Annotated in this window: 28 protein-coding genes; 14 read left to right on the top strand and 14 right to left on the bottom strand. The window is 69.6% G+C overall.

What is annotated here, in order from left to right:
* Nucleotide 1: 1 nt before the first annotated feature.
* The 3 genes from B146_RS0102335 to hemC all read right to left on the bottom strand — a co-directional run bounded on the left by B146_RS0102335 (nucleotide 2) and on the right by hemC (nucleotide 3,651).
* Nucleotides 2-1,834, bottom strand: coding sequence for a hypothetical protein (locus B146_RS0102335; RefSeq protein WP_019994803.1), 1,833 nt, complete (start codon nucleotides 1,832-1,834; stop codon nucleotides 2-4).
* 141 nt (nucleotides 1,835-1,975) lie between these two features.
* Nucleotides 1,976-2,680, bottom strand: a complete 705-nt coding sequence (locus tag B146_RS27510; protein ID WP_280512691.1) for a uroporphyrinogen-III synthase — start codon at nucleotides 2,678-2,680, stop codon at nucleotides 1,976-1,978.
* A 41-nt stretch (nucleotides 2,681-2,721) separates the two neighbouring features.
* Nucleotides 2,722-3,651, bottom strand: a complete 930-nt coding sequence (hemC, locus tag B146_RS0102325; protein ID WP_019994801.1) for a hydroxymethylbilane synthase — start codon at nucleotides 3,649-3,651, stop codon at nucleotides 2,722-2,724.
* Between the two features lie 286 nt (nucleotides 3,652-3,937).
* On the opposite strand from hemC, the gene tsaD reads away from it, so the two are divergent.
* The 7 genes from tsaD to B146_RS0102285 all read left to right on the top strand — a co-directional run bounded on the left by tsaD (nucleotide 3,938) and on the right by B146_RS0102285 (nucleotide 9,036).
* Nucleotides 3,938-5,056, top strand: coding sequence for a tRNA (adenosine(37)-N6)-threonylcarbamoyltransferase complex transferase subunit TsaD (tsaD, locus tag B146_RS0102320; protein WP_019994800.1), 1,119 nt, complete (start codon nucleotides 3,938-3,940; stop codon nucleotides 5,054-5,056).
* A 26-nt stretch (nucleotides 5,057-5,082) separates the two neighbouring features.
* Complete coding sequence (locus B146_RS0102315) at nucleotides 5,083-6,087, top strand: NAD(P)H-dependent glycerol-3-phosphate dehydrogenase (protein WP_026358260.1); 1,005 nt, start codon at nucleotides 5,083-5,085, stop codon at nucleotides 6,085-6,087.
* A gap of 207 nt (nucleotides 6,088-6,294) precedes the next feature.
* Entirely contained in the window at nucleotides 6,295-6,834 is a 540-nt protein-coding gene (locus tag B146_RS0102310; protein WP_019994798.1) for a M91 family zinc metallopeptidase, read from the top strand.
* 143 nt (nucleotides 6,835-6,977) lie between these two features.
* A complete protein-coding gene (locus B146_RS0102305; protein WP_019994797.1) occupies nucleotides 6,978-7,268 on the top strand; it encodes a YciI-like protein in 291 nt (96 codons plus the stop codon).
* A gap of 3 nt (nucleotides 7,269-7,271) precedes the next feature.
* The gene (locus tag B146_RS0102300; protein ID WP_019994796.1) at nucleotides 7,272-7,706 is read left to right on the top strand and encodes an EVE domain-containing protein; all 435 of its coding nucleotides are present in this window, start codon (nucleotides 7,272-7,274) and stop codon (nucleotides 7,704-7,706) included.
* Nucleotides 7,707-7,780: 74 nt separating this feature from the next.
* Entirely contained in the window at nucleotides 7,781-8,002 is a 222-nt protein-coding gene (locus B146_RS0102295) for a DUF3072 domain-containing protein (protein ID WP_019994795.1), read from the top strand.
* Between the two features lie 335 nt (nucleotides 8,003-8,337).
* The gene (locus tag B146_RS0102285; protein WP_019994794.1) at nucleotides 8,338-9,036 is read left to right on the top strand and encodes a class I SAM-dependent methyltransferase; all 699 of its coding nucleotides are present in this window, start codon (nucleotides 8,338-8,340) and stop codon (nucleotides 9,034-9,036) included.
* 108 nt (nucleotides 9,037-9,144) lie between these two features.
* Here B146_RS0102285 and infC read toward each other — a convergent pair whose 3' ends face one another.
* Entirely contained in the window at nucleotides 9,145-9,684 is a 540-nt protein-coding gene (gene infC / locus B146_RS0102280; RefSeq protein WP_081630880.1) for a translation initiation factor IF-3, read from the bottom strand.
* 272 nt (nucleotides 9,685-9,956) lie between these two features.
* On the opposite strand from infC, the gene B146_RS0102275 reads away from it, so the two are divergent.
* Entirely contained in the window at nucleotides 9,957-10,742 is a 786-nt protein-coding gene (locus B146_RS0102275) for an alpha/beta hydrolase (protein WP_019994792.1), read from the top strand.
* A gap of 350 nt (nucleotides 10,743-11,092) precedes the next feature.
* Nucleotides 11,093-11,635, top strand: coding sequence for a transglutaminase-like cysteine peptidase (locus tag B146_RS0102270; RefSeq protein ID WP_244498133.1), 543 nt, complete (start codon nucleotides 11,093-11,095; stop codon nucleotides 11,633-11,635).
* 121 nt (nucleotides 11,636-11,756) lie between these two features.
* Here the strand turns inward: B146_RS0102270 and B146_RS0102265 are convergent, their stop codons facing one another.
* Nucleotides 11,757-12,986: an MFS transporter gene (locus B146_RS0102265; protein ID WP_019994790.1), complete on the bottom strand. Its 1,230-nt coding sequence runs from the start codon at nucleotides 12,984-12,986 to the stop codon at nucleotides 11,757-11,759.
* Nucleotides 12,987-13,069: 83 nt separating this feature from the next.
* Here B146_RS0102265 and B146_RS0102260 point away from each other — a divergent pair, with 83 nt between their 5' ends.
* Nucleotides 13,070-14,095, top strand: coding sequence for an AraC family transcriptional regulator (locus B146_RS0102260; protein WP_019994789.1), 1,026 nt, complete (start codon nucleotides 13,070-13,072; stop codon nucleotides 14,093-14,095).
* On the opposite strand, the gene yacG is transcribed toward B146_RS0102260, so the two are convergent.
* The 8 genes from yacG to B146_RS0102220 all read right to left on the bottom strand — a co-directional run bounded on the left by yacG (nucleotide 14,023) and on the right by B146_RS0102220 (nucleotide 19,286).
* A complete protein-coding gene (yacG, locus tag B146_RS0102255) occupies nucleotides 14,023-14,229 on the bottom strand; it encodes a DNA gyrase inhibitor YacG (RefSeq protein ID WP_026358258.1) in 207 nt (68 codons plus the stop codon). The genes B146_RS0102260 and yacG overlap by 73 nt on opposite strands.
* A 16-nt stretch (nucleotides 14,230-14,245) precedes the next feature.
* Nucleotides 14,246-14,872, bottom strand: coding sequence for a Maf-like protein (locus B146_RS0102250; protein ID WP_019994788.1), 627 nt, complete (start codon nucleotides 14,870-14,872; stop codon nucleotides 14,246-14,248).
* 12 nt (nucleotides 14,873-14,884) lie between these two features.
* Nucleotides 14,885-15,103: a translation initiation factor IF-1 gene (infA, locus tag B146_RS0102245; RefSeq protein ID WP_019994787.1), complete on the bottom strand. Its 219-nt coding sequence runs from the start codon at nucleotides 15,101-15,103 to the stop codon at nucleotides 14,885-14,887.
* 202 nt (nucleotides 15,104-15,305) lie between these two features.
* On the bottom strand, nucleotides 15,306-16,595 hold the full coding sequence (gene murA / locus B146_RS0102240) for a UDP-N-acetylglucosamine 1-carboxyvinyltransferase (RefSeq protein ID WP_019994786.1): 1,290 nt from the start codon (nucleotides 16,593-16,595) through the stop codon (nucleotides 15,306-15,308).
* A 190-nt stretch (nucleotides 16,596-16,785) separates the two neighbouring features.
* Nucleotides 16,786-16,944, bottom strand: coding sequence for a hypothetical protein (locus B146_RS29485; RefSeq protein ID WP_019994785.1), 159 nt, complete (start codon nucleotides 16,942-16,944; stop codon nucleotides 16,786-16,788).
* 133 nt (nucleotides 16,945-17,077) lie between these two features.
* Nucleotides 17,078-17,653: a fasciclin domain-containing protein gene (locus B146_RS0102230; protein WP_019994784.1), complete on the bottom strand. Its 576-nt coding sequence runs from the start codon at nucleotides 17,651-17,653 to the stop codon at nucleotides 17,078-17,080.
* Nucleotides 17,654-17,955: 302 nt separating this feature from the next.
* On the bottom strand, nucleotides 17,956-18,717 hold the full coding sequence (locus B146_RS0102225) for an anti-sigma factor (protein ID WP_019994783.1): 762 nt from the start codon (nucleotides 18,715-18,717) through the stop codon (nucleotides 17,956-17,958).
* A complete protein-coding gene (locus B146_RS0102220; protein WP_019994782.1) occupies nucleotides 18,714-19,286 on the bottom strand; it encodes a sigma-70 family RNA polymerase sigma factor in 573 nt (190 codons plus the stop codon). The genes B146_RS0102225 and B146_RS0102220 overlap by 4 nt, the downstream gene beginning before the upstream one ends.
* Nucleotides 19,287-19,458: 172 nt before the next feature.
* Here B146_RS0102220 and B146_RS0102215 point away from each other — a divergent pair, with 172 nt between their 5' ends.
* Together B146_RS0102215 and B146_RS24755 are read left to right on the top strand one after the other, a co-directional pair.
* Nucleotides 19,459-19,815 carry a DUF427 domain-containing protein gene (locus B146_RS0102215; RefSeq protein WP_019994781.1) on the top strand — a complete coding sequence of 119 codons (357 nt, stop codon included), beginning with the start codon at nucleotides 19,459-19,461 and terminating at the stop codon, nucleotides 19,813-19,815.
* A gap of 107 nt (nucleotides 19,816-19,922) precedes the next feature.
* Complete coding sequence (locus B146_RS24755; protein ID WP_019994780.1) at nucleotides 19,923-20,357, top strand: DUF1236 domain-containing protein; 435 nt, start codon at nucleotides 19,923-19,925, stop codon at nucleotides 20,355-20,357.
* A gap of 110 nt (nucleotides 20,358-20,467) precedes the next feature.
* Here the strand turns inward: B146_RS24755 and B146_RS0102205 are convergent, their stop codons facing one another.
* The gene (locus B146_RS0102205; protein WP_019994779.1) at nucleotides 20,468-20,752 is read right to left on the bottom strand and encodes an Rdx family protein; all 285 of its coding nucleotides are present in this window, start codon (nucleotides 20,750-20,752) and stop codon (nucleotides 20,468-20,470) included.
* A 119-nt stretch (nucleotides 20,753-20,871) separates the two neighbouring features.
* Between B146_RS0102205 and B146_RS0102200 the strand changes: the two genes are divergently transcribed.
* On the top strand, nucleotides 20,872-21,333 hold the full coding sequence (locus tag B146_RS0102200) for a MarR family winged helix-turn-helix transcriptional regulator (RefSeq protein ID WP_019994778.1): 462 nt from the start codon (nucleotides 20,872-20,874) through the stop codon (nucleotides 21,331-21,333).
* A gap of 157 nt (nucleotides 21,334-21,490) precedes the next feature.
* The gene (locus B146_RS0102195; RefSeq protein WP_051091492.1) at nucleotides 21,491-23,083 is read left to right on the top strand and encodes an MFS transporter; all 1,593 of its coding nucleotides are present in this window, start codon (nucleotides 21,491-21,493) and stop codon (nucleotides 23,081-23,083) included.
* Nucleotides 23,084-23,098 lie beyond the last annotated feature (15 nt).

Below are 23,098 nucleotides of genomic sequence, written 5' to 3'. Positions count from 1 at the left end.
GTCAGCCCTGCGACGCGGAAGCGCCGACGGCGCTGTTGATGGTCTGGCGAATCAGGTCGTCCGCATTGGCGCGGGCGCGAACCTTGTCGGCGAAGTCCTTCGAGGCGCTCTTGGCGGCGTCGGGCAGCGTGTCCCACTCCTTCAGCCAGGCGGCGAAGTCGCCCTTGTCGAGCGCCTCGTCCATGCGGGCCACGGTGGCTTCCGGCCCTTGCGTCTCGGGCGAGACGCTGGAGCCGGCCGGGCGCACGGTGACGAGCGAGCGAAGCCCCGAGAGAACCTGCGTGCCGACATCGGCGGTGGAATCCACCGGACGCAGCGAGGTGAGAATGCGCGTCTCGGCCTCGTTCCATTCGCGGTCGAGCGCCGAAATGGTCGGAACGCCGGAGGCCGCGAAGTCGCGCAGCGAGTTCACCGCGTCGCCATTGTTGCCGCTCGCCTGCGCGAAGCGCTCCAGCTCCTGCATGAAGGGCTGGCCGCTGTCGATCGCGCTTTTCAGCCCGGCGGCCGACAGGGCGGTCGCCGCGCGGCGGTTGGATTCCTCGATCGCGTCGACGCGCTGGCCGAGGCTGTTCACCGTGTCGCGCGTTTCGTTGGCGGCGGTCTGGGCGCTGGTCGCCGCCTGCTGCGCGCTCTGCGCGGCCTGCTGGGCGCTCTGCGCCGTCTGCTGGGCGCTCTGGGCCGTGTCGCGCGCCGCGTTGGCGGTGTTCAGCGCTTCGCTCGCCGTGTCGCGCGCGGCGGTGGCGGCCTCGTCGGCCTTCGCCGCGGCGGCGGCGGAATCGCCATTGGCCTGCGCATAGCGCTCGTTGGCGGTGACGCGGTCGGTCAGCTGGGTGAACTCGGTGCGCGAGACATTGCCCGTGCCCGCGCCGCCGGCCGCCTGGGCCGACTGGAGCTGCTCCACCGTGCCGCGCAGGGTGGCGATGTCGCCGGTGAGCTTCTGCACTTCGCCGGCCGGCGCGAATTGCGTCGTGGAAACGGCGGGCGTCTGGGCGGCGGGCGGGCGCACCGCGCCCGAATAAAGAAGGGCCGCGCCGCCGCCGAGCGCGATCACCGCGCCGAGAAGGCCCGCGCCGAGGAGCGGACCGAAGCCCGGCCGATGGTCGGTCGGCGAGGTGCCGGCCGCCGCATGATAGGGGCTGGAGGTCAGCGGATCGGGGCCGGCCGGCTCGGGGTGGGCGGCCGGCAGAACCGTCTCGTCGTCCTCGAACTCGCCGAGATCGCGCCGCTTGCCGGCAAAGCCCTCGTCGCGCGCGAAGGCCTCGGTCGGGCCGGCTTCCGTGCCGTCCTTGGCCGTGGTCTCGCCGGTCTCGCCGAGCGTCGCCTCGTCGGAGCGCGCTGCGTCGGAGAGAAGCGGATCGGCCGGCGTTTCGCCGCCATCCGTCGTGCCCAGCGGCGCGGATGGCGTCGAGGTCGAAACCGGCTCGCCGCCGGCGAGCGCGTCGGCCGAGGCGATGCCCGTGGCGATCTCGTTCTTGCGCTCGCGCTCGGCCGCGTCGTCCACCGTCGCGGAAATCAGCGCGTCCTCGTGCCGCTCCTCGGGCGTCGCCGCAGCGGAGACCGTGGTCTCGGGCGTCTTCGCCCCGTCCGTGGCAGCGACCGGCGTCTTGGCGCTCGGCGTCTTGGCGTCCGGTGTCTGGGACCCTGGCGTTTGAGCGGCTTCGCCGGGTTTGGTCGTGTCGTTCATCGAAACCGTCTCGTCCTGTTCGGCCTCCGGCAGGGAGCCCGTCTGCGTGCCGTCCTCAGCGCCCCCGGCCTTGGCGATCCGGCCGGCCTCGAGGTCGATCGTGGTTTCCGGTCGTGCGCCTGGCTTGGACCGGCGCGGACGATTGGCCATCCGAGAACTCCTTCATGTCGCATCCCATGGCGGCTGGGTGGCTGGCGAACCGGCCGGCCCCAGCCGGATTCCCTTCGGCCGATGTCTCGGACGAGTCAACGCCCTGATCTAGCGTGCGGCGCGCAAGCTGCAACGAAAAGATTATCGACCGAGCCGCCCGTTCCACCGTTTGATCGTCTCGATCAGAGACGCAAGCGAAGGATGGTCGGCCCAGATCGCATTCTTTCCAAACTGCGGCGAAAGTTCCAGCGCGATCGCGCGGGAAAGACAGAAGAAGGTGAGGCCCTCGCCGGGCGCCCCTTCCTCGCGCAGAAGCGCGTCCAACCCGCGCGCCTGCCCGCGCGACAGGAGAAGCGCGCCGGCGATCGTCCCCGCTTCGCCGCGCAGACGCGCCCGCTCCTCCGGCGAGACGGTGCGCGGCACCGTGTCGTAGACCTCCGCCACGTCCAGCGGCAGTCCGGCCGCCGCGAACCCCGCGTCCAGATCCGACAGGCGAACCCGGCCCGCCGCATGAAGAAAGCGCGCGCCGGGCGCGATCGGCAGGCTCGCGGCCAGCGCCGCGAGATCGCCCGCCCGCCCCGGTCCGACGATCACCTGGCGGAACCCGCCGTCGCGAAGCCGCGACGCCGTCGCCTCCCCCACCGCCAGAACCGGGTGCCCGCTTCCGCCAAAATGCCGCCGTAGCCACGGCACGGCATGGCGGCTCGTGGCGATGAGGCCCGCGACATGGGTTTCGGGCGGCGCCGGGTCGAGAAGCCGCGTTTCGCTCAAGGGCAGGAGCACGGGCTCGAAACCCGCCTCCCTCAAATGCGCGGCCGTGGCGTCCGCGTCCTCGCGCTCGCGCAGGACGAGAAGGCGCGGGCTTCCTGGAGGAGGAGCGGCCCCGCTCAGCGCCGCCAGCCCTCGAAGAAGGCCGCGCCCGCCTCGTCCACGAGGCGCAGCGCCGCGTCCTCGGCCATCTGCCGGGCTTCCGCGCGCGTGCCCTCGACCCGCGTTTCGTGCATCCGCGTTCCGTCCGGGGTCAGGATCATCCCGTGAAAGCGGAAATGATCGCCCTCCAGCGTGCCATGGGCGGCGATCGGCGTGCGGCAGGACCCGTCGAGCACGGCGAGAAAGGCTCGCTCGGCCGCGAGCACGCCATGCGTGTCGGCATGGTCGATGGCCGCGACGAGCGCGGCGATGCGCGCGTCGCCCTCGCGGATTTGGATGCAGATCGCCCCCTGGCCGGGCGCGGGGGGAAAGCCTTCGGCGTCGAGAATCTCGCAGGCCACGGCCTCGTCGCCGAGCCGCTTCAGCCCGGCCAGCGCCAGAAGCGTGCCCTCGACCTCGCCGGCTTCCAGCTTGGCGAGGCGCGTCTGCACATTGCCGCGAAAGATCACGAGTTCGAGATCGGGCCGGATGCGCCGCAGGAGCGCCTGCCGGCGCAGCGAGGCCGAGCCAACCCGCGCCCCTTCGGGCAGATCGGCGATGCGCCGCACCGTGCGCCCGATGAAGACGTCGCGCACGTCCTCGCGCGGCAGATAGGCGGCAAGCGCGAGCCCGTCCGGCACGAGCGTCGCCATGTCCTTGGAGGAATGAACCGCCAGATCGATGCGCCCATCCAGAAGCGCTTCCTCGATCTCCTTGGTGAAGAGCCCCTTGCCGCCCGCTTCCGACAGGGCGCGGTCCTGGATGCGGTCGCCCGAGGTGGAGATCACCGTGATCGCGAAGACGTCACTGGGCAGATCGTGCGCCGCCATGAGGCGCGCGCGCACTTCCTCTGCCTGCGCCAGCGCCAGACGGCTGCCGCGCGTGCCGATGCGGATGGGTTGGGTCATGGGCCGGCCTTCCTGAAGTTGGAGACGGTCTAAGAGCTGGGGACGAAACCTCCGGGCGGAGGAAGGTCGAGAGATTTTCGTTCGATCACGAGGAGCGAAGCACAGTCGATGCCGGCGGCATCGGCGAGCATTCGCGATGAAGAGAGCGACGGAAAGATCCGGCCAGCCGACCCCGCGAGGTTTTGACCCCAGCTCTAAACGCGAAGCGCTGGCGAAACCAACCGGGAATCGCTAATTCGCGGGGGAACGCCCTGTGCGGCCCTGCCCGCCCGTCGAAAGCCAGCCCTTGTCCGCCTCCGCTTCGCCCCCCTCCCCCGACCTTCGGCCGCTCGTTCTCGGCATCGAGACGAGCTGCGACGAGACGGCGGCGAGCGTCGTCGGGCGCGGGAGCGACGGGCGGCCGGTGATCCTGTCCAATGTCGTTCTCAGCCAGATCGAGGAACACGCGGCCTTCGGCGGCGTGGTGCCGGAGATCGCCGCGAGAGCCCATGCCGAGAGCATCGGCGGCGTGGTGGAAGCGGGGCTCGCGGAAGCGGGCGTGACTCTGGACCGGATCGACGCCGTGGCCGCCACCAGCGGGCCGGGCCTCGTCGGCGGGCTGATCGTCGGGGCGCTGGTGGGAAAAAGCATCGCCGCCTCGCGCGACCTGCCCTTTCTGGCGGTGAACCATCTCGAAGGCCACGCGCTGACACCCCGGCTGACGGACGCGCTGGCCTATCCCTATCTCCTGCTTCTCGTGTCGGGCGGCCACACGCAGATCCTTCTCGTTTCCGGCCTCGGCCAGTACGAGCGCTGGGGCACGACGATCGACGACGCGCTGGGCGAGGCCTTCGACAAGACCGCCAAGCTCTTGGAACTGCCACATCCCGGCGGTCCGAGCGTCGAGCGCATGGCGCGGAAGGGCGATGCGGGACGTTTCGACCTGCCCCGCCCCTTGCGCGGCGAAAAGCGGCTCGACTTCTCGTTTTCCGGCCTCAAGACGGCGGTGCGCCAGATCGCCCTCGCCCATGCGCCGCTCAGCGAACAGGACGTGGCCGATCTCTGCGCCGGCTTCCAGCGCGCGGCGGCGGAAAGCGTGCGGGACCGCGTGACGCTCGCGCTCGCCCGCTTCCGCGCGGCCTATCCGGACCTGGCCGATCCGGCGCTGGCGGTGGCCGGCGGCGTCGCGGCCAATGGCGAAATCCGCGCGGCTTTGGAAGAGGCGGCGGCGCGGCACGGCGTTCGCGTCGTCTCGCCGCCCCTGAAGCTCTGCACCGACAACGCGGCGATGATCGCCTATGCCGGGCTGGAACGGCTGGAAGCGGGCCTCGCCGACCCGCTCTCGGCCCCCGTGCGCCCGCGCTGGCCGCTGGACGAGACAGCCGCGCCGCTGGTCGGCTTCGGCAAGCGCGGGGCCAAGGCGTGAGCGAACAGGTCATCGGCGCAGAGGTCATGGCCGAAGAGGTCATCGGCGAACGCGGCGACATCGCGGTGATCGGCGGCGGCGCCTGGGGCACGGCGCTCGGCGCCATGCGGGCGCGGGACGGCGAACCTGTCCGCCTTTATGCCCGCGACGGCGAAACGGTGCGCGCGGTCAACGCGCGGCACGAGAACCCGCGCTATCTCGCCGGCACCGCGCTGCCGCCGAGCCTTCGCGCCACCGACGATCTCGGCGCGGCGCTCGAAGGCGCGCGCATCGCGCTCCTCGTTCTGCCGGCGCAGGCGCTGCGCCTTGCCGCGCGCGAGCTGAAACCGCATCTCGAACCCGGCGCGGCGCTGGTTCTCTGCTCCAAGGGGATCGAGCGCGACACGGGCCTCTTCGCCTCCGCCGTGGTGGAAGCGGAACTGCCGGGCCACCCGGTCGCCGTCCTGTCCGGCCCGAGCTTTGCCAGCGACGTCGCGGCGGGCCTGCCGACGGCGGTGACGCTCGCCGCGCAAAGCAGCCCCGTGGCGGACGCGCTCGCCCGCCGTCTCGCCGCGCCCGCCTTCCGCATCTATGCCGGCGACGACGTGCTCGGCGTCGAGGCCGGCGGCTCCCTCAAGAACGTCCTCGCCATCGCGGCGGGCGCCTGCGCCGGGCTCGGCCTCGGCGCCTCGGCGCTGGCGGCGCTCGTCACGCGCGGCTTCGTGGAGTTGCGCCGGCTCGGCGAGGCGCTCGGCGCGCGGCCCGACACGCTGCTCGGCCTGTCCGGCCTCGGCGATCTCGTGCTCACCTGCTCGGGCGCGCAGTCGCGCAATTTCAGCTACGGGCTGGCGCTCGGCCGGGGCGAGGACACGGGCAGGCTGAAGCTCGCCGAGGGCGTCTATTCCGCCGCGATCGCCGCGCGGCTCGCCCGCGAGCACGGCATCGAAGCGCCGATCATCGAAGCCGTCGCCGCCATTCTCGAAGACGGCCTGCCCGCCGCCGGGGCCATGCGCGCCCTCCTCGCCCGCCCCTTGAAGCGCGAGTTCGAGTAGGCGGCGCGCGCCCGCCGGAGACACCGGCGCGAGAGCAACCGACGCTCCGTCCAGATTTGCGCCCCGTCGTCCCGCGCTTCGGTTTTCCGGCCGGACGGAGGGCGTCGCGCGCTTTTCAGCCCCTCCGTCTTTCGTCAGGATCGACAGACCCATTCGACGGTCCGGCCTCCCGGCCGGGCGCGAGGCCCTTTCTCGAAAGCGTGTCCCATGGCTCTCGTTGACTACAACGCCGCCTTGTTTCCCGGCATCAAGATCGATGATCAGGGCGGTGCGTCCACCTTCGCCGCCACCTGCCGCGACAGTCTCGACCGGATCGTCAGCAAGCCGCTCGGCCTGCGACTCCTGACCGAAATCAGCGGCCGTGCACCCCATATGGCAAAGTGGGGCGGCGGCATCCGGATCGCTCGGGCGGAGTTGCCGATAGAAAAGGGCGGCAGCCAGGCCAAAGCGATCCAGGATGGCGACGCCAAAAACGGTGTCGGCAGTGCCAGCGTCGTCTTCTGGAACAGCAACGTCTGGGTCATTCCCGAGCAAGGGCAGCGTCCACCCTATATCGGCCTCGCCCATGAGCTGATCCACGCCTGGCACAACGCCTACGGCATCAAGCGCCAGAACTACGACGACGAGGAAAACTTCACGGTGGGTCTGGGCGCCTACATGAAGCCCGATCCCGTGGCCAACCCCGCCACGATCACCGAGAACATGATCCGGCTGGAGCACGGCATTCCGATCCGGCATCGCTACTGAGCGCGACAGGAGGCGTACCGCCTCCCTCCGCTGCAAGGGGGGCCGCGAGCGCGCCCGACCCGGAGCTTTTCCGGTTCGGGCTTGCCGCACCAAGCGGGCGAACCTATGAGGCGTCGAACGATCGCCCATTTCGGAGACGCCCCATGCTGTTCGCCCTTCTCTGCGAAGACCGCGCCGACGCCGGCTCGCTGCGCGCCGAAACCCGGCCCGCCCATCTCGAGCATCTGAAGGCGCTGGGCTCGACGCTGCGTTTCGCCGGTCCCTTCCTCGGCGCCGACGAGAAGCCGAACGGCAGCCTGCTCGTGGTGGAAGCCGAGAGCCTGGAGGCCGCGCGGGCGCTGGCCGACGCCGACCCTTACGCCAAGGCCGGCCTCTTTGCCTCGGTCACGGTGCGGCGCTGGAACTGGACCGTTAACAATCCCGAAGAGGCCTGATCCATGGCGTTCTGGCTGTTCAAGTCCGAGCCGTTCAAATGGTCCTTCGACCAGCAGAAGGCGTGCGGGCCAGCGGGCACGGAATGGACGGGCGTGCGCAACTATCAGGCGCGCAACTTCATGCGCACGATGCAGATCGGCGAGCGCGGCTTCTTCTACCATTCCAACGAGGGCAAGGCCGTGGTCGGCGTGGTGGAGGTCTCCGCCCTCGCCCATCCCGATTCCACGGCGGACGATCCGCGCTGGGAATGCGTCGACATCCGCGCCGTGTGCGACATGCCGAGCCCGGTGACGCTCGATCAGGTCAAGGCCGAGCCGCGCCTCCAGGGCATGGTGCTCGGCACCAATTCGCGCCTGTCGGTGCAGCCGGTGACGGAAGCCGAGTTTCTGATCATCTGCGAGATGGGCGGACTCGACGCCCAGAAGGCGCTCGGCTGAGGCGGGAGGACGCGGGGGCGGAACGAAGGCCGGGCCGGAACATTGTGGGAACAGATCCGATATGGAGTGTACCCATGACGCAGTCCCAGCCCAAGGTCGACGCCCCCTCCAATGCCGAGAAGGACCCGGACACCTGGACCACCGGCGACGAGCCGATGACCGGGGCGCAGGCCTCCTATCTGCAGACGCTCTGCGAGGAAACCGACACGCCGTTCGACGACAAGCTGTCCAAGGCCGACGCCTCGAAGCTGATCGACGAGCTGCAGGGCAAGAGCAAGCGGTTAAAGAACGCCTGAGGGCGTCAGGCCCTCGGCCTCGCCCCCCAGCCTCGCCTCCTCGGGGCGGGGCTCTCGGGGGCGGGGCTGCGCAAGACCTCATGCAAAAAGCCCGCCCGGACCTGATGGCCGGGGCGGGCTTTTTCGTGGTCTCGATCGTCAGGCTCCGGTCAGGACAGGAAGCCCATGAACCAGAGAATCAGGATGATGGGGATCGGAATGCCGATCAACCACAACAAGCCACCCTTCAACATGCGACGCCACCCTTCCCGTTCAGGCCCGTACACGGCCCGTTCCCTATCGAAAGCGCGTCCCGCCCTCGCGGGTTCCCCTCTTCCATCCGGTCGGACCTAACGATGATCGATCCCGGCGACCCGCGTCGCTTCATTCGCGCCAACACTTCGATCCTCCATCCGCCGCATGTGCCGGAGATCGCGCTGCATCTCGCCAGCGAGGTTCACGACCTCTGGATCGCGACGGAGGAGGAACTGGCGGCCGGCGGCCTGCCGCCGCCCTTCTGGGCCTTCGCCTGGGCCGGCGGCCAGGGGTTGGCGCGTTTCGTGCTCGATCATCCCGAACTCGTGGCGGGACGGCGCGTGGTGGATTTCGCCACCGGCTCGGGTCTCGTCGCCATCGCCGCGATGAAGGCGGGCGCGGCCGAGGTCCTGGCGCTCGACATCGACCCGTTCGCGGTGGAGGCAGCGCGGCTGAACGCGGCGGAGAACGGCGTCGCCCTCACGGTCGAGCGGCGCGACGCGATCGGCTCGGCGCTCGACGCCGACGTGCTTCTGGCCGGTGATGTCTTCTACGACCCGAATTTCGCGGGGCTGCTGGAGCCCTGGTTCGACACGCTGGCCGCTCGGGGCACCGCGATCGTGGTCGGCGATCCCGGCCGCTTCTACCTGCCCGCCGCGCGCGTCGTCCGGCAGGCCGTCTACGAAGTGCCGGTGACGCGCGTTCTGGAGGACGCCGACGTGAAGCGCACCACGGTCTGGCGCTGGCGCGGGCCGGGCGAGGATGCCGAAGGAGAACGGGACCCCACCGATTTCACGTGAATCACCCCGAGAAGCGAGCGGGGGCGCGCGACCTTCCAAAAGGCGGACATGAAAAAGGCGGCCGAAGCCGCCCTTTTGGGTTTGGTCCGATGAACCGGCGAGGCGGCGTCAGCCGCGCGGCGCCAGAACCATCATCATCTGGCGGCCTTCGAGCTTGGGCTCGGCTTCCACCTTGGAGATTTCGGCGGTCTCGTCGCGAACGCGCATGAGAAGCTTCATGCCGAGTTCCTGGTGCGCCATTTCGCGACCCCGGAAGCGCAGCGTCACCTTGACCTTGTCGCCCTCCTCGAAGAAGCGGCGCACGGCCTTCATCTTCGTCTCGTAGTCGTGGTCGTCGATGTTCGGGCGCATCTTGATCTCTTTGACCTCGATGACCTTCTGGCGGCGACGCGCCTCGGCGGCCTTTTTCTGGCCCTCGTATTTCAACTTGCCGAGATCGAGAATCTTGCAAACCGGAGGGCTGGCGGTGGGCACGATCTCCACGAGATCGAGTCCGGCCTCTTCGGCCAGCGCCATGGCTTCCGCCGTATTGATGACACCCCGGTTCTGCCCGTCCGCATCGATCAGCTGGATCTGCGGAACCCGGATTTCCCGGTTGGAGCGCGGCCCTTCCTTCTGGGTCGGCGGCGCACGAAATGGTCTGCGAATGGTCGTTCACTCCCGCTGTTGACGACATGATGCGGTGGTCTGAAACAAATGCCTCGACCGAGCGGCCGTTCCGCCGCGGAGACGGAAACTGCCCTCGATCCGGGGTCTTCAGCCTCATATAACATGGCGGCATCGAGATTTCACGCGAGTTGCCGCAATTTTTCCCTGTCCGCGCCAAGGGAGCGCCGATCCCCCGGCCGGAGGGCGGCGCGGGCTGGACGGGCCGGAGCCCGGCCTCTACTGCCTCGATCGAGACCCCCGGGAGACATGTCATGACCGATCAGCCCGCCGCGCCGCTCCGCATTCCCGCCCCCGGCGACGATCATTCGCTCGCCGCGCTGCAGGTGCCGGGCCGCGCGCCGACCGTCGTCTGGCTCGGCGGCTTTCGCTCCGACATGCGCGGCACCAAGGCCGAGCGCCTGTCGGACATGGCGGAGCGGGACGGGTTCTCGTTCCTGCGCTTCGACTATTCCGGGCATGGCGAATCGGGCGGACGCTTCGAGGACGGCACGATCTCGTTCTGGACCCGCGACGCCGAACACGTCATCGACACGCTGGCGCCCGGCGGACCGCTGATCCTCGTCGGCTCCTCCATGGGCGCCTGGATCGCGCTACGGCTTGCCATGGCGCGCCTCGACCAGCCCGGCCGCGTGGCGGGGCTGGTGCTTCTGGCGCCCGCGCCCGACTTCACCTCCCGCCTTCTGGAGCCGCGCCTCACCGAAGCGCAGCGCGCCGAGATCGACGCCAAGGGCTTTCTGGCCGAGCCCTCCCCCTACGATCCGCGCCCCACCGTCTATACGCGCGCGCTGATCGAGGACGGGCGGGCGCAGAGCGTCATGACCGGCCCGATCCGCACCGGTTGCCCGGTTCACATCATCCAGGGCATGGCCGACCCGGACGTTCCCCACGCCCATGCCCTCGAACTCCTGACCTGCCTGCCCGGCGAGGGCGTGGCGCTGACGCTCGTGCCCGGCGGCGACCACCGCCTGTCGCGCGAGGAGGATTTGCGCCGTCTGGAACGCGCGGTTGCGGAGATGATCGAAGCCGGGCAGTCTTGAGGTGCGGCGAGGTCACGCTTCTTCGCCAAGCGTGACAGATCGGCAACAAGAAGCCCGACGCCTCCCGTTTTCGCCCGGAAATCAGCGATTTTTTCGCGCAATCGCCCTTGTCGCAAGGAGGGGGTGCGCCATTTTGCGCCGCCGATCTTTGCCTTTGAGCCCTATAAGGGGGCCGATCGCGGCGGCAACCTGCTTTTCCCTCGGTTGACAGGGTTATGGTGCCGCCCACACGATACGGTCGGATCGGGGAACGGGCCTGTCCCAAGACGGAGATCGTCATGGTTTTTCCGCGCGTGTTTGGCGCAACGGCATTGCTTTGCCTTTTTTCGGCGACGCTTTCGGGTGGCGCCTTGGCCGCCGACGCCTTCATGCCGCTGGGGGGCGCGACGCTGCAGCCCTTCGGTCATCGCGACTTCTGCCTGCGCATGCCGAACGAGTGCAAGCCGATCCCCGGCCCGGCCGCCCGGCCGGTCGAGCTCGACATGCCCATGAAGCTTCTCGTGGCGCAGGTGAACACGGACGTGAATTCCGAGATCGCGCCCGCCTCCGACCAGTCCCTCTACGGGACGGAGGAGTTCTGGACCTATCCCACGAACAAGAAGGGCGACTGCGAGGATTACGCGCTGGAAAAGCGCCGCCGCCTGCATGAAGCGGGCGTGCCGCTCGGCGATCTCCTGATGACCGTGGTCCACAAGCCCGACGGCACGGGACACGCCGTTCTGACGCTTCGCACCCGCTCGGGCGATTTCGTGCTCGACAATCTCGACTGGCGCGTGCGGCCCTGGGGCGATGTCGATTATCGCTTCGTGAAGCGCCAGCAGGAAAGCGATCCCGGCCTCTGGGTCTCGATTGAGCCCGACACGGAACAGCTGGTCAGCGCGGTCGAGAAATAAGCCGGCCCCTCTCGGGGGCCTCGACGCCCGCCGCGCTGCCGATCCCCTTTGGAGGAAGGCGCTCCGCCGACCCGCCCGCCGCGCGAGGGCGGCGAACGAGGCGGCGGAACTCAAGCGTCGTTCAGGCGGGGTGGTGGCGGCGCTCCCAGGCGCGGCCGAGGGTCAGCATGACGCTCGCCCCCGCGATCACGGCGATGGCGCAATAGACGGTGACGCCGACCGGGCCGATGCCATCGACCAGCAGGCCGCCGACCATCGCGCCGCTGGCGATCGCCACCTGAAAGGCCGAGGACAAGAGCGCCCCGGCGCTTTCGGCGAGATCGGGCGCGGCGCGCGCGTTCCAGATCGAGACCGAGACCGGGAAGCCGCCGAAGGCAAAGCCCCAGAGCGCCGTGGCGAGAAAGGCGACGCTCGGCTCGCCGCCGCGCAGGACGAGGGCGAGCGTGCTCAGCGCGATCAGGAGCGCCGCGCCCGCCGCCGCCCAGGCCGGGCTGCGCCGCGCCACGGCCCCGGCCGCGAGATTGCCGAGAAAGCCGCCGATGCCGAAGGCCAGAAGCGCCACCGAAATCGCGGACACGTCGAGACGCGGCACCGTTTCCAGGAAGGGGCGGATGAAGGTGAAGCCGGCGAAATGGCCGGAGACCACGATCACCACGGTGGCGAGGCCGATCACCACGGCGCGGCGCGACAGGGCGGCGCCGAAGGCGGCGAGGCCGGGCGCCCGAGCCGAGGGCATGGAGGGAAGCGTCGCGATCTGCACGAGGAGCGCGGCCGTGCCGATGCCGGACGCGGCGATGAAGGTCGCGCGCCAGCCCCAGAGATCGCCGAGTGCCGAGCCGAGGGGCGCGGCGAAGACGGTGGCGACCGAGACGCCCATGATGATGATCGACATGGCCCGTGGCACTTGCGAGGAGGGCACGAGGCGCAGCGCCAGCGCCGTCATCATCGCCCAGTAGCCGCCGAGCGCGAAGCCGAGAAGCCCGCGCGCGACGAGAAGCATGGTGATGCTGGTCGCCAGACCCGCCATGATGCCGGAGACGATCAGGAGCGCCATCAGGGCGAAGAGGATGGTGCGCCGGTCGAGCCGGCCGGAGCCGAGAACCAGAAGCGGGCCGGCAAAGGCGGCCACCACGGCGGTCGCCGTGATCGCCTGCCCCACCGCGCCGTTGGAGACGCCGAGATCGGCGGCCATCGGCGTCAGCAGGCTGACCGGCAGGAATTCCGACGTCACGAGGCCGAAGACGCCGAAGGACAGCGAGAAGACCGCGGGCCAGGCCGCCCGGCTTTCCGCCTCGTCACCGGAGCCGAGGTCCGCCGAGAGCGGCGGGGGAGTGCAGATCGTGTCGGACATCGACGTCCTCCGAGAATGATGCAGTGCAAGATGGCGCGAACCTACGCTCGCAGCCTTGGCGTTTCCATGCTAGAAACGCCGATATGTTTGACCGATCGTCCAAAACCACCGCTTCTTCGAGCGTCGATCCGCTGACCGACATGCTGCGCGGCCTGCGGCTCGACGGCGTGGACTATGGCCGCTGCCGCTTGTCGGGCGACTGGAGCTTCCATTACGGCGCGCAGCCGCACGCCTATTTCCACTTCGTCGCCGGCAAGGGCTGCTGGCTCCAGGGGCCGGACGGGCGCTGGAGCGAGCTGACGGCGGGCGACGCCGTGCTCGTGCCGCGCGGGGCGGCGCATACGCTGGCGAGCCGGCCGGGGCTGGAGCCGCGCCCCTTTCCGCGCCGCGACTGTCAGGCGATCTGCGAAAGCGTCTTCGACTATGCCGAGGAGGGCGAGGGCGACGCCGCGCTCCTGTTCTGCGGCTCCATGCGCTTCAATCTCGACGGGCTGCATCCGCTTCTCCAGCTGATGCCCGATCTCATGCGGGCGCAGGAACTCATGGTGAGCGAGCCGACCATTCCGCATCTTCTGGAGGCCATGGTCGCCGAATGCGCCATGAACCGCGTCGGGGCCAGCGGCATTCTCGCGCGGCTGGCGGACGTGATGGCCGCGCAGATCATCCGCTCCTGGGTGGAGCGGGGCTGCGGCGAGGCCAAGGGCTGGCTCGCGGCGGTGCGCGATCCGCAGATTGGTCGGGTTCTGGCCGCCATCCATGCCGAGCCGGAGCGCGACTGGACGGTCGCCGATCTCGCCGAGCGCATGGGCGTGTCGCGGTCGGGCTTCGCGGCGAAGTTCACCGCCATCGTCGGCTCGACCCCGGCGCGCTACGTCGCCGAGGTGCGGATGCATCAGGCCCGGCAATGGATCGGCCGCGACGGCATGCGCATCGCGGAAGCGGCGCACCGGCTCGGCTACGATTCGGAAGCCTCGTTCAGCCGCGCCTTCAAGCGCATCGTCGGCGCGGCGCCGGGGCGGATGCGATCCGCGCCGCTTCAGCGCTCCTCGCCGCTGCCGCCGCCACCCGGCGAGGCGTCGGGTTCGTCCGCCGGGCCGGGGATCACATAGCCGCCCGACAGCCAGCGGTTGAGGTCCACCGCCTTGCAGCGGGGCGAGCAGAAGGGGAAGTCGGCCTGCGAGGAGGGCCGGCCGCATTCGGGGCATTTGCGCTTCTGGCGAAGCGGCGTGATCGAGGCGCTCACGGCGTCACCCTCCCGTTCAGACGGAGGCGTCGGCCGCGAGCGGGCCGAGAACGAAGCCCTCGCCCTGCAGAAGCGCCAGCGTCTCGTAGAGCGGCAGGCCGACGACGCCCGTATAGGAGCCGATGAGCCGGACGACGAAGGCGCCAGCGAGCCCCTGGATGGCGTAGCCGCCCGCCTTGCCCTGCCATTCGCCCGAATCGATGTAGCGGGACAGGTCGTCGCGCGACAGGCGCTTGAAGCGCACGCGGGTTTCCGACAGCTTCTCGCGCACCCGGCCGTTCGGCGAGACGACGCAGACGCCCGTGAAGACGCGATGCGTGCGGCCCGACAGAAGGCGCAGCGATTCGATCGCCTCGTCCTCGATCTCGGCTTTGGGCAGGATCTGCCGGCCGACCGCCACCACCGTATCGGCGCCGAGCGTGAAGCGCCCCTGCGTTTCGCCGCGCCCTTTCAGGGCCTCGTAGGCCTTCAGGGCCTTGAGCCGCGCGAGGCGCTTGGCGAGGTGGCGGGGGTGCTCGGAGCGCTCGGGCGTCTCGTCCACGTCGGATGGCAGAAGGCGCTCGGGTTCGATCCCGGCCTGCTGCAGGAGTTCGAGACGGCGCGGCGAGGCCGACGCCAGAACGAGGGCGCTCGGCGCCTTCATCGCGTGTCCGCCTTACTTGAAGCGATAGGTGATTCGGCCCTTCGTCAGATCGTAGGGCGTCATTTCCACGAGCACCTTGTCGCCGGTGAGCACGCGGATGCGGTTCTTTCTCATGCGACCCGCGGTGTGCGCGATGATCTCATGGTCGTTCTCGAGCTTGATGCGGAACGTCGCGTTCGGCAGGAGTTCGGTGACGACTCCCGGAAACTCGAGAACTTCTTCTTTCGCCATGCGTCTGTTGACCTCGGATGAACGGGGCAGCGGGATCGGACCCCGCCCCTTTGAAAAAGGATACGGCCCGCCTTCGGCAGGTCTGATCGGTGAATTCGCGCCCTAGATCGGTCTTCGCCCGCCAAAAAGCAAGCGTTTCCGACAAGGCGCGCTCTCCGGCACGGTGCGGCCCGGCCCGCCCGAAGGGGCCGGGAGTGCGGCGTCAGGAGGAGATGCGCTCGATCTCGGCGCCGCAGGCCCCGAGCTTTTCTTCCAATCGCTCGAAGCCGCGATCGAGATGATAGACGCGGTTGACCGTGGTCTCGCCTTCCGCCGCGAGCCCGCCGATGACGAGCGACACGGAGGCGCGCAGGTCGGTGGCCATGACCGGCGCGCCGGCCAGGCGCGGCACGCCCTCGATGCGCGCCATCTGGCCCGAGAGCGAGATCTTCGCGCCGAGACGGGCGAGTTCCTGCACATGCATGAAGCGGTTCTCGAAGATCGTCTCGGTGATGTGCGAGACGCCGTCGGCACGCGTCATCAGCGCCATGAACTGCGCCTGGAGATCGGTCGGGAAGCCGGGGAACGGGTCGGTGACGACATCCACCGGGCGAATGCCGTTGCCGTTGCGATGAATGCGGATGCCGTTCGGCACGTCGGTGATCTCGGCGCCCGCGTCGCCCAGCGCGACCAGCGCGTTGCGCAGAAGGTCGCCATTCGTGCCTTCCAGCGTCACGTCGCCGCCGGTCATGGCGACGGCCATGGCATAGGTGCCGGTCTCGATGCGATCGGGCAGGACGCGGTGGCGCGCGCCCGACAGGGCCTCGACGCCCTCGATCGTGATCGTCGACGTGCCCGCGCCCGTGATGCGCGCGCCCATGGCGTTGAGGCAGGCGGCGAGATCCTGCACTTCCGGCTCGCGCGCGGCGTTTTCGAGGATCGTCTCGCCCTTGGCGAGCGTCGCGGCCATCATCAGGACATGCGTCGCCCCGACCGAGACCTTGGGGAAGCTGAAGCGCGTGCCCACCAGCCCCTTGGGCGCTTCGGCCACCACATAGCCGGCCTCGATGTCGATCTCGGCGCCGAGCGCGCGCAGGCCGTCGATGAAGAGATCCACCGGCCGCGTGCCGATGGCGCAGCCGCCCGGCAGCGAAACGCGGCAGCGGCGCATGCGCGCCAGAAGCGGGCCGATGACCCAGAAGCTCGCGCGCATCTTCGAGACCAGCTCGTAAGGGGCGGTCGTGTCCACGATGGTGCGGGCGTTGAAGTGAATGGTGCGGCCCGAGCCGAGCGTCGTGGCGAGACGCTTGCCGGACACGGAATAATCGACGCCGTGATTGCCGAGAATGCGGATGAGCTGTTCGACGTCGGCCAGATGCGGCACGTTTTCCAGCGTCAGCGTGTCGTCGGTCAGGAGCGAGGCGATCATCAGCGGAAGCGCGGCGTTCTTGGCGCCCGAAATCGCGATCGTGCCGTTGAGGGCGTTACCGCCGCGAATGCGAATCCGATCCATGAAATCCCCTCAAGACGTGCAGCGGCCAAGACGTGCAGCGGCGCCGGCGCAAGCCCGCTGCTCTACATGAGCCGGCCCTCGGGGGCAAATCGTTCGCCCGCCTTGCCGATGGGGTCCCGCCCGGCTCGACGCCGCCTCTGGCACCGCAACAAAGCTTTTTCGTGGTGAAGCGCAAGGGCCGAGAGGGCTCTCAATGGCCGCGCAGCACGACGTCGAGGCCGAACAGGACCATGGCGGCGATGGCGATCTTCCAGAAATCGCCGCGCCGGCGAAGGCCCGGCAGGCCGAGCGGCCGCCAGATGTGGAAGGCCATCACGAGGATGACGAGAAAGGAAAAGAGCTTGTTCATGCGCGCCGACGGTGCCTCCGGCGCTCCTCATAGAGCATTTCGGCGGAAAGGGGATCATGCAAGGCCCGGGCAGGCGAAAGGCCCGGACGGGGCGGTCCGGGCCTTTCGGAAGGCGCAGGAGGACGACGGGCGATCAGCCCATCTTGCCGGACTTGGCCTTGGGCATCAGCACCGAGCCGATCACATGCACGACGCCATTGGCCTGCTTGACGTCAGGCGTCTGGATCGAGGCGGCCTTGCCGGTGCGGTCGATGACCACGAGCTTCTTGCCGCTCATCTTGACGGTCAGCGGCTCGCCCTCGACGGTCTTGAGATGCACCTCGCCGCCATTGCGGCGCGCGTCGCGCATCAGGCGCTCGGCGGAATAATCGCCGGCCACGACGTGATAGGTCAGGATCTTGGTGAGGGTCGCCTTGTTCTCGGGCTTCACCAGCGTTTCCACCGTGCCCTTGGGCAGCTTGGCGAAGGCGGCGTCGGTGGGCGCGAAGACCGTGAAGGGACCCTTGGAGGCCAGCGTGTCGACGAGGCCCGCAGCCTTCACGGCGGCGACCAGCGTCTTCAGGTTGGGCGCTTCGGGCGCGTTCTGGGCGATGGTCTTGTTGGCATACATCGGCGCGCCGCCGACCATGACGGGCGACTGCGCGAAAGCCGCGCCGGACGCGGCGAGCGAACCGGCGAGAAGAAGAGCGGCGAAGGACTGGCGAAGCATGGAACTCTCCCTGAACGCCCGCCACGGCCGGGCGGGTCGGGAAGAGCTACGAGGGCGGGATGGCCGGCGGATGCAGGGCCGGCCGATCTTTTTTTGCGGGCGGTGCTTTTTAGGGGCGGCGGCTCTTAGAGCCTGGGACAAAACCCTTTGGGTCGATCCGCCGGGTCTTTCCGCCCCCGATCATCGTTGCCGATGCTCGCCGATGCGCTGCATCGCCTCCGCTCGGCGCCTTGCCGGGAACGAAAATTCCTCGCCGGCTCTCCGCCGCAGGGTTCTGTCCCCGGCTCTTAGAACGCCGCCCGTCAGATCGAACGCAGCGCGCCGGTGCCGAGAACGGGGCCGGTGGGCTGGCCGGTGGGCGAGCCGCCGGCCGGCTCGGCGGAAATGGCGAGCGTCGCCGCGCCTGGCTTCATCATGCCCATCGGCATGCCCGGCCGGCGCAGTTCGAGGCGCAAGGGGCGGTCGGGGTCGAGAAGGCCGAGCGAGATCGGCGCCTTGCCCTCCGGGATGATCCACAGCTCGGGCACCCGCCCTTCGGGCATCGCCATCGTCGCCGGCATCAGCATGGCATGGCCGGTCGCGGGATCGAACACGGCGGTGAGAAGCGCCGCGCCGTTCTGCGAGGCGACGGAGGCCATCATGGCGGGCGCCGGGCCGGGGCGCTGGGCGAGAACCGCGAGCAGCGCGAGGCTGGCCGCCAGAAGGCCGCTGGAGCCGAGCGCCAGGACGCGCCAGAAGGAGGACACGCCCCGCTCGGGCCGGGCGGCCGGTGCGCGGGCAAGCGGCGCGCGAGGGGCATCGGCGCGCGCCGCGTCGGCGGAGGCGCGGGCGGCCGGGAACAGCTCGCGCTCGATCGCCTCCCACAGGAGCGGCGGCGGCGCTTGCGGGCGCACGGCTTCGCCGAGCGGCGCGAGGCGCTCGGACCAATCCGCCATCTCGGCCGCGAACGCGGCGTCCTGCCGGGCGCGGCGCTCCGCCTGGAGGCGCTCGGGCTGCGTCAGGACGCCCAGCGCGTATTCCGCCGCCAGCCAGCCCTCGCCTTCGGGATCGGCATCGCCCTTCATTCGCCGAGGCATCCTTTCAACCGGATCAGGCCGCGCCTGATCGTACTCTTCATCGTTCCGAGCGGAACCCCCGCTTGTTCGGCCAGATCGTCATAGGTGCGCCCGCCATAGAAGGCGCTGACGATCGCCTCTCTCGCGCGCGCTTCCAATTGCTCGAGGCAGGCGCGCAGCCGCGCCGTCTCGCCCTGCGCTTCCAGCCGCGCGAGCGCGTCGGGCGCTTCGTCCGCCACGGTCTCGGCGGCGTCGAGGTCGCGGCGCGCGGTGCGCGTGGGCCCAAGCGCCCGCAAGCGGTCGATGGCGCGGTTGCGCGCGATCGTTGCGAGCCAGGTGATCGGGCTCGCCCGCTCGGGCTCGAACCGCCCCGCCTTGTTCCACACCGCGAGATAGACTTCCTGCAACACGTCCTCGGCCTCGACCCTGTCTTCCAAGATACGAAGGCAAATGCCGAAAAGCTTCGCCGAGGTGAGATCATAGACTTCGCGCAGCGCCTCGCGGCGCCCGGCCGCGACCTCGGCGAGGCACCGGGCGAGATGCTCGCGCGGGTCGTTCGGCGTCGATCGTGGCGGCATCCGTCATTCCCCCGAGGCGCGGGCACCGAACAGAACCGAAGCCGGCTTGTCAACCGCGCCGCCTCGTCGCTCCCGCCGCCGGGCGGGAACCGAGCGGCGCGCCGGCGGCTTTGTTTCGATCAAGATGCGCGCCGGCCCCTGCCCGCTCGCACGCCCAAGGGAGAGCCAGACCATGTCCGACACCGACCGCATCCGCATCGAGCGCGAGCCCCGCGCCGTCCAGGTCCTGTTCCACGACGCGGTGATCGCGTCCACCAACGACGCCTTGAAACTCGTCGAAAGCGGCCGCGAGCCCGTCTACTACATCCCGCGCGAGCATGTGGAGATGGCCTTCCTGCACGAGACCGACCGCTCGACGACCTGCCCCTACAAGGGCGAGGCGCGCTACTGGTCGATCTCGGCGGAAGGCTACGGCGCGGACAACGCCGTGTGGAGCTACGAACAGCCGAAGGACGCCGCGCGCGCCATTGCCGGCCATCTCGCCTTCTATCCCGACAAGGTGCGGATCGCCGTCGCCGAAGATCGCTGAGCCACCTGCCTTCGCGCCGCAACACGCAACCCGGCTCGCAACGCGGGAACGCAATGAGCGATCGCGAATTGTGACGGCGAGGGACATTTTTTCAGGACCTAGAACCCATGCGTAAGATTCTTCTCGCTTCCGCCGCTCTCGCGATCCTTGCCGGCCCCGCGCTGGCCCAGACCGCCGTCGTCACCACGACCGAGCCGAAGAGCGACGGTGAACGCGCCGCCGGCACGCTGGCCGGCACGGGCGCCGGCGCCGTGGCGGGCGCTCTCGTCGGCGGCCCGGTCGGGGCCGTGGTCGGCGGCGTCGCCGGCACGGTGATCGGCGGCGCGGCCTCCGCGCCCGACGACGTGCAGCAGTATGTCATCGCCAATCCGGTGAATCCGGTCGTGGTCGAGGGCGAGGTGAAGACCGGCTACGTCGTTCCCGAGAGCGTCGTCCTGACGCCGGTCCCGTCCAACCCCGACTATGTCTATTTCTACAACAACGACCGTCCGGTGATCGTCTCCAAGGCCGACCGCCGCGTGGTCACCTATGTCGAGCGCTAAGAGCGTCTCGACAGGCGAGCGCTGACGAGCGCCCCGGCGCGTCAGCCCGCTCCATCCGATGAGATCGGGCCGCGTCTTCCTTCAGAGGAAGAGGCGGCCCGATCCGTCTCCTAGCGGTCGCTGTGCCCGAGGCTGCGCTCGGGGTCCATGATGTCGCGGACCCGCTGTTTGAGGATCTTGGCCTCGGGAAAGCCGCCATCGGCCTTGCGCTCCCAGATCAGTGCGTCGTCGCAATGCACTTCGAACACGCCGCCCGTTCCGGGAATCAGCGCGACCTCGCCGAGGTCCGGGCCGAAGGTGGACAGAAGTTCCTGCGCCAGCCAGGCCGAGCGCAGGAGCCACTGGCACTGGGTGCAGTAGCGGATCGTGATGCGGGGAGAGGCGGCATCCGGCATGGTGGCATCCTTCGTCGGCCGAGGCGTTCGGAACTTGTGACGACAGCCGTCCGACCCCGTCAAGCCGAACGAGCCCAATCGATTTGCAATGCCTTGCTTACTAAGAGCCCTCTATCTATATGGGCGCCATGACCGATGCCGATCGCCTTCTTCACGCCCGCTTCGCCGAAACGCTGATCAAGACGGCGCGTAAGCTGCGCACGCGTTTCGACGCGCGGGTGGTGGCGCGGGGGCTCACCTATCCCCGCGCCCGGGCGCTGGCCGCGCTCAGCCGCCAGGCCATGACCCAGCGAGAACTGGCTGACGATCTGGAACTCGAAGGGCCGACCGTGGTGCGCCTTCTCGACGGGATGGAAGCGCTCGGCCTTCTGCGCCGCACCGCCGTCGAGGGCGACCGGCGCGTCAAGCGGATCGAGCTGACGGCAAAGGGGCGCGAAGCGGCGGAGATCGTCGCGGGCGTGTCGCGCGAGCTGCGCGACCTCGTGCTGCGCGACGTGCCGGCCGCCGATGTCGAGGTCGCGCTCGGGGTTCTCCTTCGCGTGTCCGAGGCGCTGGAGCGGGATCGCGGCCATGCGGGATGACACGGCGCGCCCGGCCCCCGCGCCGACCAGGGCCGCGCCCTCCCCCGCGCCCTCCCCCGCACCCCATGCTGCGACCGCCTCGCTCGGCGGCGACGCGCCGCGGGACACCCAAATCGACGGCGGCCCGGTGGCCCCGCCGCGCCGGCGCGGCGCGCCCATGCCCGCGCCCGCGCCCTATGTGCGCAAGCCGCCCGCCCTGATGGCGCTCTATATTCTCGCCTCGATCCTGATCGCGGCGACGCAGGGACTCGGCCTCAACCTCATCTCCGCCAATCTCTACCAGCTGCAAGGCCCGCTCGGCTCCACCGTGAACGAGACCGTGTGGCTGAGCGCGGCCTATCTGGCGCCCAATGTCAGCCTGACCCTGCTTCTGACCAAGATGCGCGCCCAGTTCGGCCTGCGCAATTTCGCCGAATGGGCGATCGCCGGCTTCGTCGCGGTGACGCTGCTGCATCTCTTCGTGGACGATCTCCAGTCGGCGCTGGTGGTGCGCTTCTTCGCGGGCGCGGCCGCCTCGCCCATGTCCTCGCTCGGCTTTCTCTACATGCTGGAAAGCTTTCCGCCCGAGAAGAAGCTCTCGATCGGCATGAGCCTTGCGCTCACCAACACGGCGATCGCGCCCACATTGGCGCGCCTCGTCTCGCCCGGCCTTCTCGACATCGGCGACTGGAACGGCCTCTTCGCGCTGGAAGCAGCGCTGGCGCTGATGAGCTTCTGCGCGATCCGCCTCCTGCCGCTCAACTCGCCGCCCAAGACGCCGGTGATCGAGCGGCTCGACCTCGTGTCCTACGCCTTCATCGCGACGGGCCTCGGTGCCATCGCCGTGGCCGTGACGCTCGGCCCCTTCGACTGGTGGCTGGAAGCGCCCTGGATCGGCTGGACGCTGGCCGGCGGGGCGCTCAGCCTCACCGTCGCCGCCGTGATCGAGCTGAACCGCACCAATCCGCTCGTCGATCTGCGCTGGATCACCTCCAAGGAAATCCTGCACTTTGCCGGCGTCATCCTCCTGTTCCGGCTTCTCCTGTCGGAGCAGACGAGCGGCGCGTCGGGTTTCTTCCAGGTGCTGGGCCTGCGCAACGAGCAGATGGTGGTGCTTTATCTCGTGATGCTCGGCTCCTCGATCACGGCGGGGCTCGTCTGCGCCTCGATCCTGAAGCCCGGCCGCGCGCCCTATATCCACATCGTCGCGCTCCTGTTCCTGATCGCCGGCGCGCTTCTGGACGCTAAGGCGACCTCGCTGACCCGGCCCGAGCAGATGTATCTCAGCCAGGGCCTGATCGCGGCGGCGGGCACGCTCTTCCTGCCGCCGGCCATGGCGCAGGGCTTCGCCTCGGCCATGAAGAAGGGCATGAACTACATCCTGTCCTTCCTGATCATCTTCCTGACCACGCAGGCGCTGGGCGGGGCGATGGGCGCGGCGCTGTTCCGCACCTTCGTCACGATCCGCGAGAAGTTCCATTCGAGCCAGATCGCCGAGAACATCACCCTTGCCGATCCGATCGTCGCCGCCCGCATCGCCGCGCTCGGCAACAGCTACCGCGCCACTCTCGCCGACCCGGCCCTGCGGCAGGCGGAGGGGCTAGCGCTCCTCGGCAGCCAAGCGACGCGCGAGGCCAATATCCTCGCCTATAACGACGCCTTCCTCGTGACGGCGGCGGCGGCCGCCCTCGCCCTCCTGTTTCTTCTTCTCCACCTCGCCGTCGACCGGCTGCGCGCGGGCTCCGCCCCCGCCGCGCCGGTCGAGGCCTGAACCCTCTTTTTCGGT

This window comes from Aureimonas ureilytica DSM 18598 = NBRC 106430, from assembly GCF_000382705.1.
In the GTDB taxonomy this organism is placed as follows: domain Bacteria; phylum Pseudomonadota; class Alphaproteobacteria; order Rhizobiales; family Rhizobiaceae; genus Aureimonas; species Aureimonas ureilytica.
The sequence above is the reverse complement of the archived record's forward strand: the minus strand, read 5'-3'. Positions and strand labels throughout refer to the sequence as shown.

Excerpts from the sequence above, each read along its gene's own strand:
- B146_RS0102335 (WP_019994803.1), bottom strand. The coding sequence starts at position 1,834 with ATGGCCAATCGTCCGCGCCGGTCCAAGCCAGGCGCACGACCGGAAACC.
- hemC (WP_019994801.1), bottom strand. The coding sequence starts at position 3,651 with ATGACCCAACCCATCCGCATCGGCACGCGCGGCAGCCGTCTGGCGCTG.
- B146_RS0102315 (WP_026358260.1), top strand. The coding sequence starts at position 5,083 with ATGGCCGAAGAGGTCATCGGCGAACGCGGCGACATCGCGGTGATCGGC.
- B146_RS0102310 (WP_019994798.1), top strand. The coding sequence starts at position 6,295 with ATGGCTCTCGTTGACTACAACGCCGCCTTGTTTCCCGGCATCAAGATC.
- B146_RS0102305 (WP_019994797.1), top strand. The coding sequence starts at position 6,978 with ATGCTGTTCGCCCTTCTCTGCGAAGACCGCGCCGACGCCGGCTCGCTG.
- B146_RS0102300 (WP_019994796.1), top strand. The coding sequence starts at position 7,272 with ATGGCGTTCTGGCTGTTCAAGTCCGAGCCGTTCAAATGGTCCTTCGAC.
- B146_RS0102295 (WP_019994795.1), top strand. The coding sequence starts at position 7,781 with ATGACGCAGTCCCAGCCCAAGGTCGACGCCCCCTCCAATGCCGAGAAG.
- B146_RS0102285 (WP_019994794.1), top strand. The coding sequence starts at position 8,338 with ATGATCGATCCCGGCGACCCGCGTCGCTTCATTCGCGCCAACACTTCG.
- B146_RS0102275 (WP_019994792.1), top strand. The coding sequence starts at position 9,957 with ATGACCGATCAGCCCGCCGCGCCGCTCCGCATTCCCGCCCCCGGCGAC.
- B146_RS0102265 (WP_019994790.1), bottom strand. The coding sequence starts at position 12,986 with ATGTCCGACACGATCTGCACTCCCCCGCCGCTCTCGGCGGACCTCGGC.
- B146_RS0102260 (WP_019994789.1), top strand. The coding sequence starts at position 13,070 with ATGTTTGACCGATCGTCCAAAACCACCGCTTCTTCGAGCGTCGATCCG.
- B146_RS0102250 (WP_019994788.1), bottom strand. The coding sequence starts at position 14,872 with ATGAAGGCGCCGAGCGCCCTCGTTCTGGCGTCGGCCTCGCCGCGCCGT.
- infA (WP_019994787.1), bottom strand. The coding sequence starts at position 15,103 with ATGGCGAAAGAAGAAGTTCTCGAGTTTCCGGGAGTCGTCACCGAACTC.
- murA (WP_019994786.1), bottom strand. The coding sequence starts at position 16,595 with ATGGATCGGATTCGCATTCGCGGCGGTAACGCCCTCAACGGCACGATC.
- B146_RS29485 (WP_019994785.1), bottom strand. The coding sequence starts at position 16,944 with ATGAACAAGCTCTTTTCCTTTCTCGTCATCCTCGTGATGGCCTTCCAC.
- B146_RS0102230 (WP_019994784.1), bottom strand. The coding sequence starts at position 17,653 with ATGCTTCGCCAGTCCTTCGCCGCTCTTCTTCTCGCCGGTTCGCTCGCC.
- B146_RS0102225 (WP_019994783.1), bottom strand. The coding sequence starts at position 18,717 with ATGAAGGGCGATGCCGATCCCGAAGGCGAGGGCTGGCTGGCGGCGGAA.
- B146_RS0102220 (WP_019994782.1), bottom strand. The coding sequence starts at position 19,286 with ATGCCGCCACGATCGACGCCGAACGACCCGCGCGAGCATCTCGCCCGG.
- B146_RS0102215 (WP_019994781.1), top strand. The coding sequence starts at position 19,459 with ATGTCCGACACCGACCGCATCCGCATCGAGCGCGAGCCCCGCGCCGTC.
- B146_RS24755 (WP_019994780.1), top strand. The coding sequence starts at position 19,923 with ATGCGTAAGATTCTTCTCGCTTCCGCCGCTCTCGCGATCCTTGCCGGC.
- B146_RS0102205 (WP_019994779.1), bottom strand. The coding sequence starts at position 20,752 with ATGCCGGATGCCGCCTCTCCCCGCATCACGATCCGCTACTGCACCCAG.
- B146_RS0102200 (WP_019994778.1), top strand. The coding sequence starts at position 20,872 with ATGGGCGCCATGACCGATGCCGATCGCCTTCTTCACGCCCGCTTCGCC.
- B146_RS0102195 (WP_051091492.1), top strand. The coding sequence starts at position 21,491 with ATGCCCGCGCCCGCGCCCTATGTGCGCAAGCCGCCCGCCCTGATGGCG.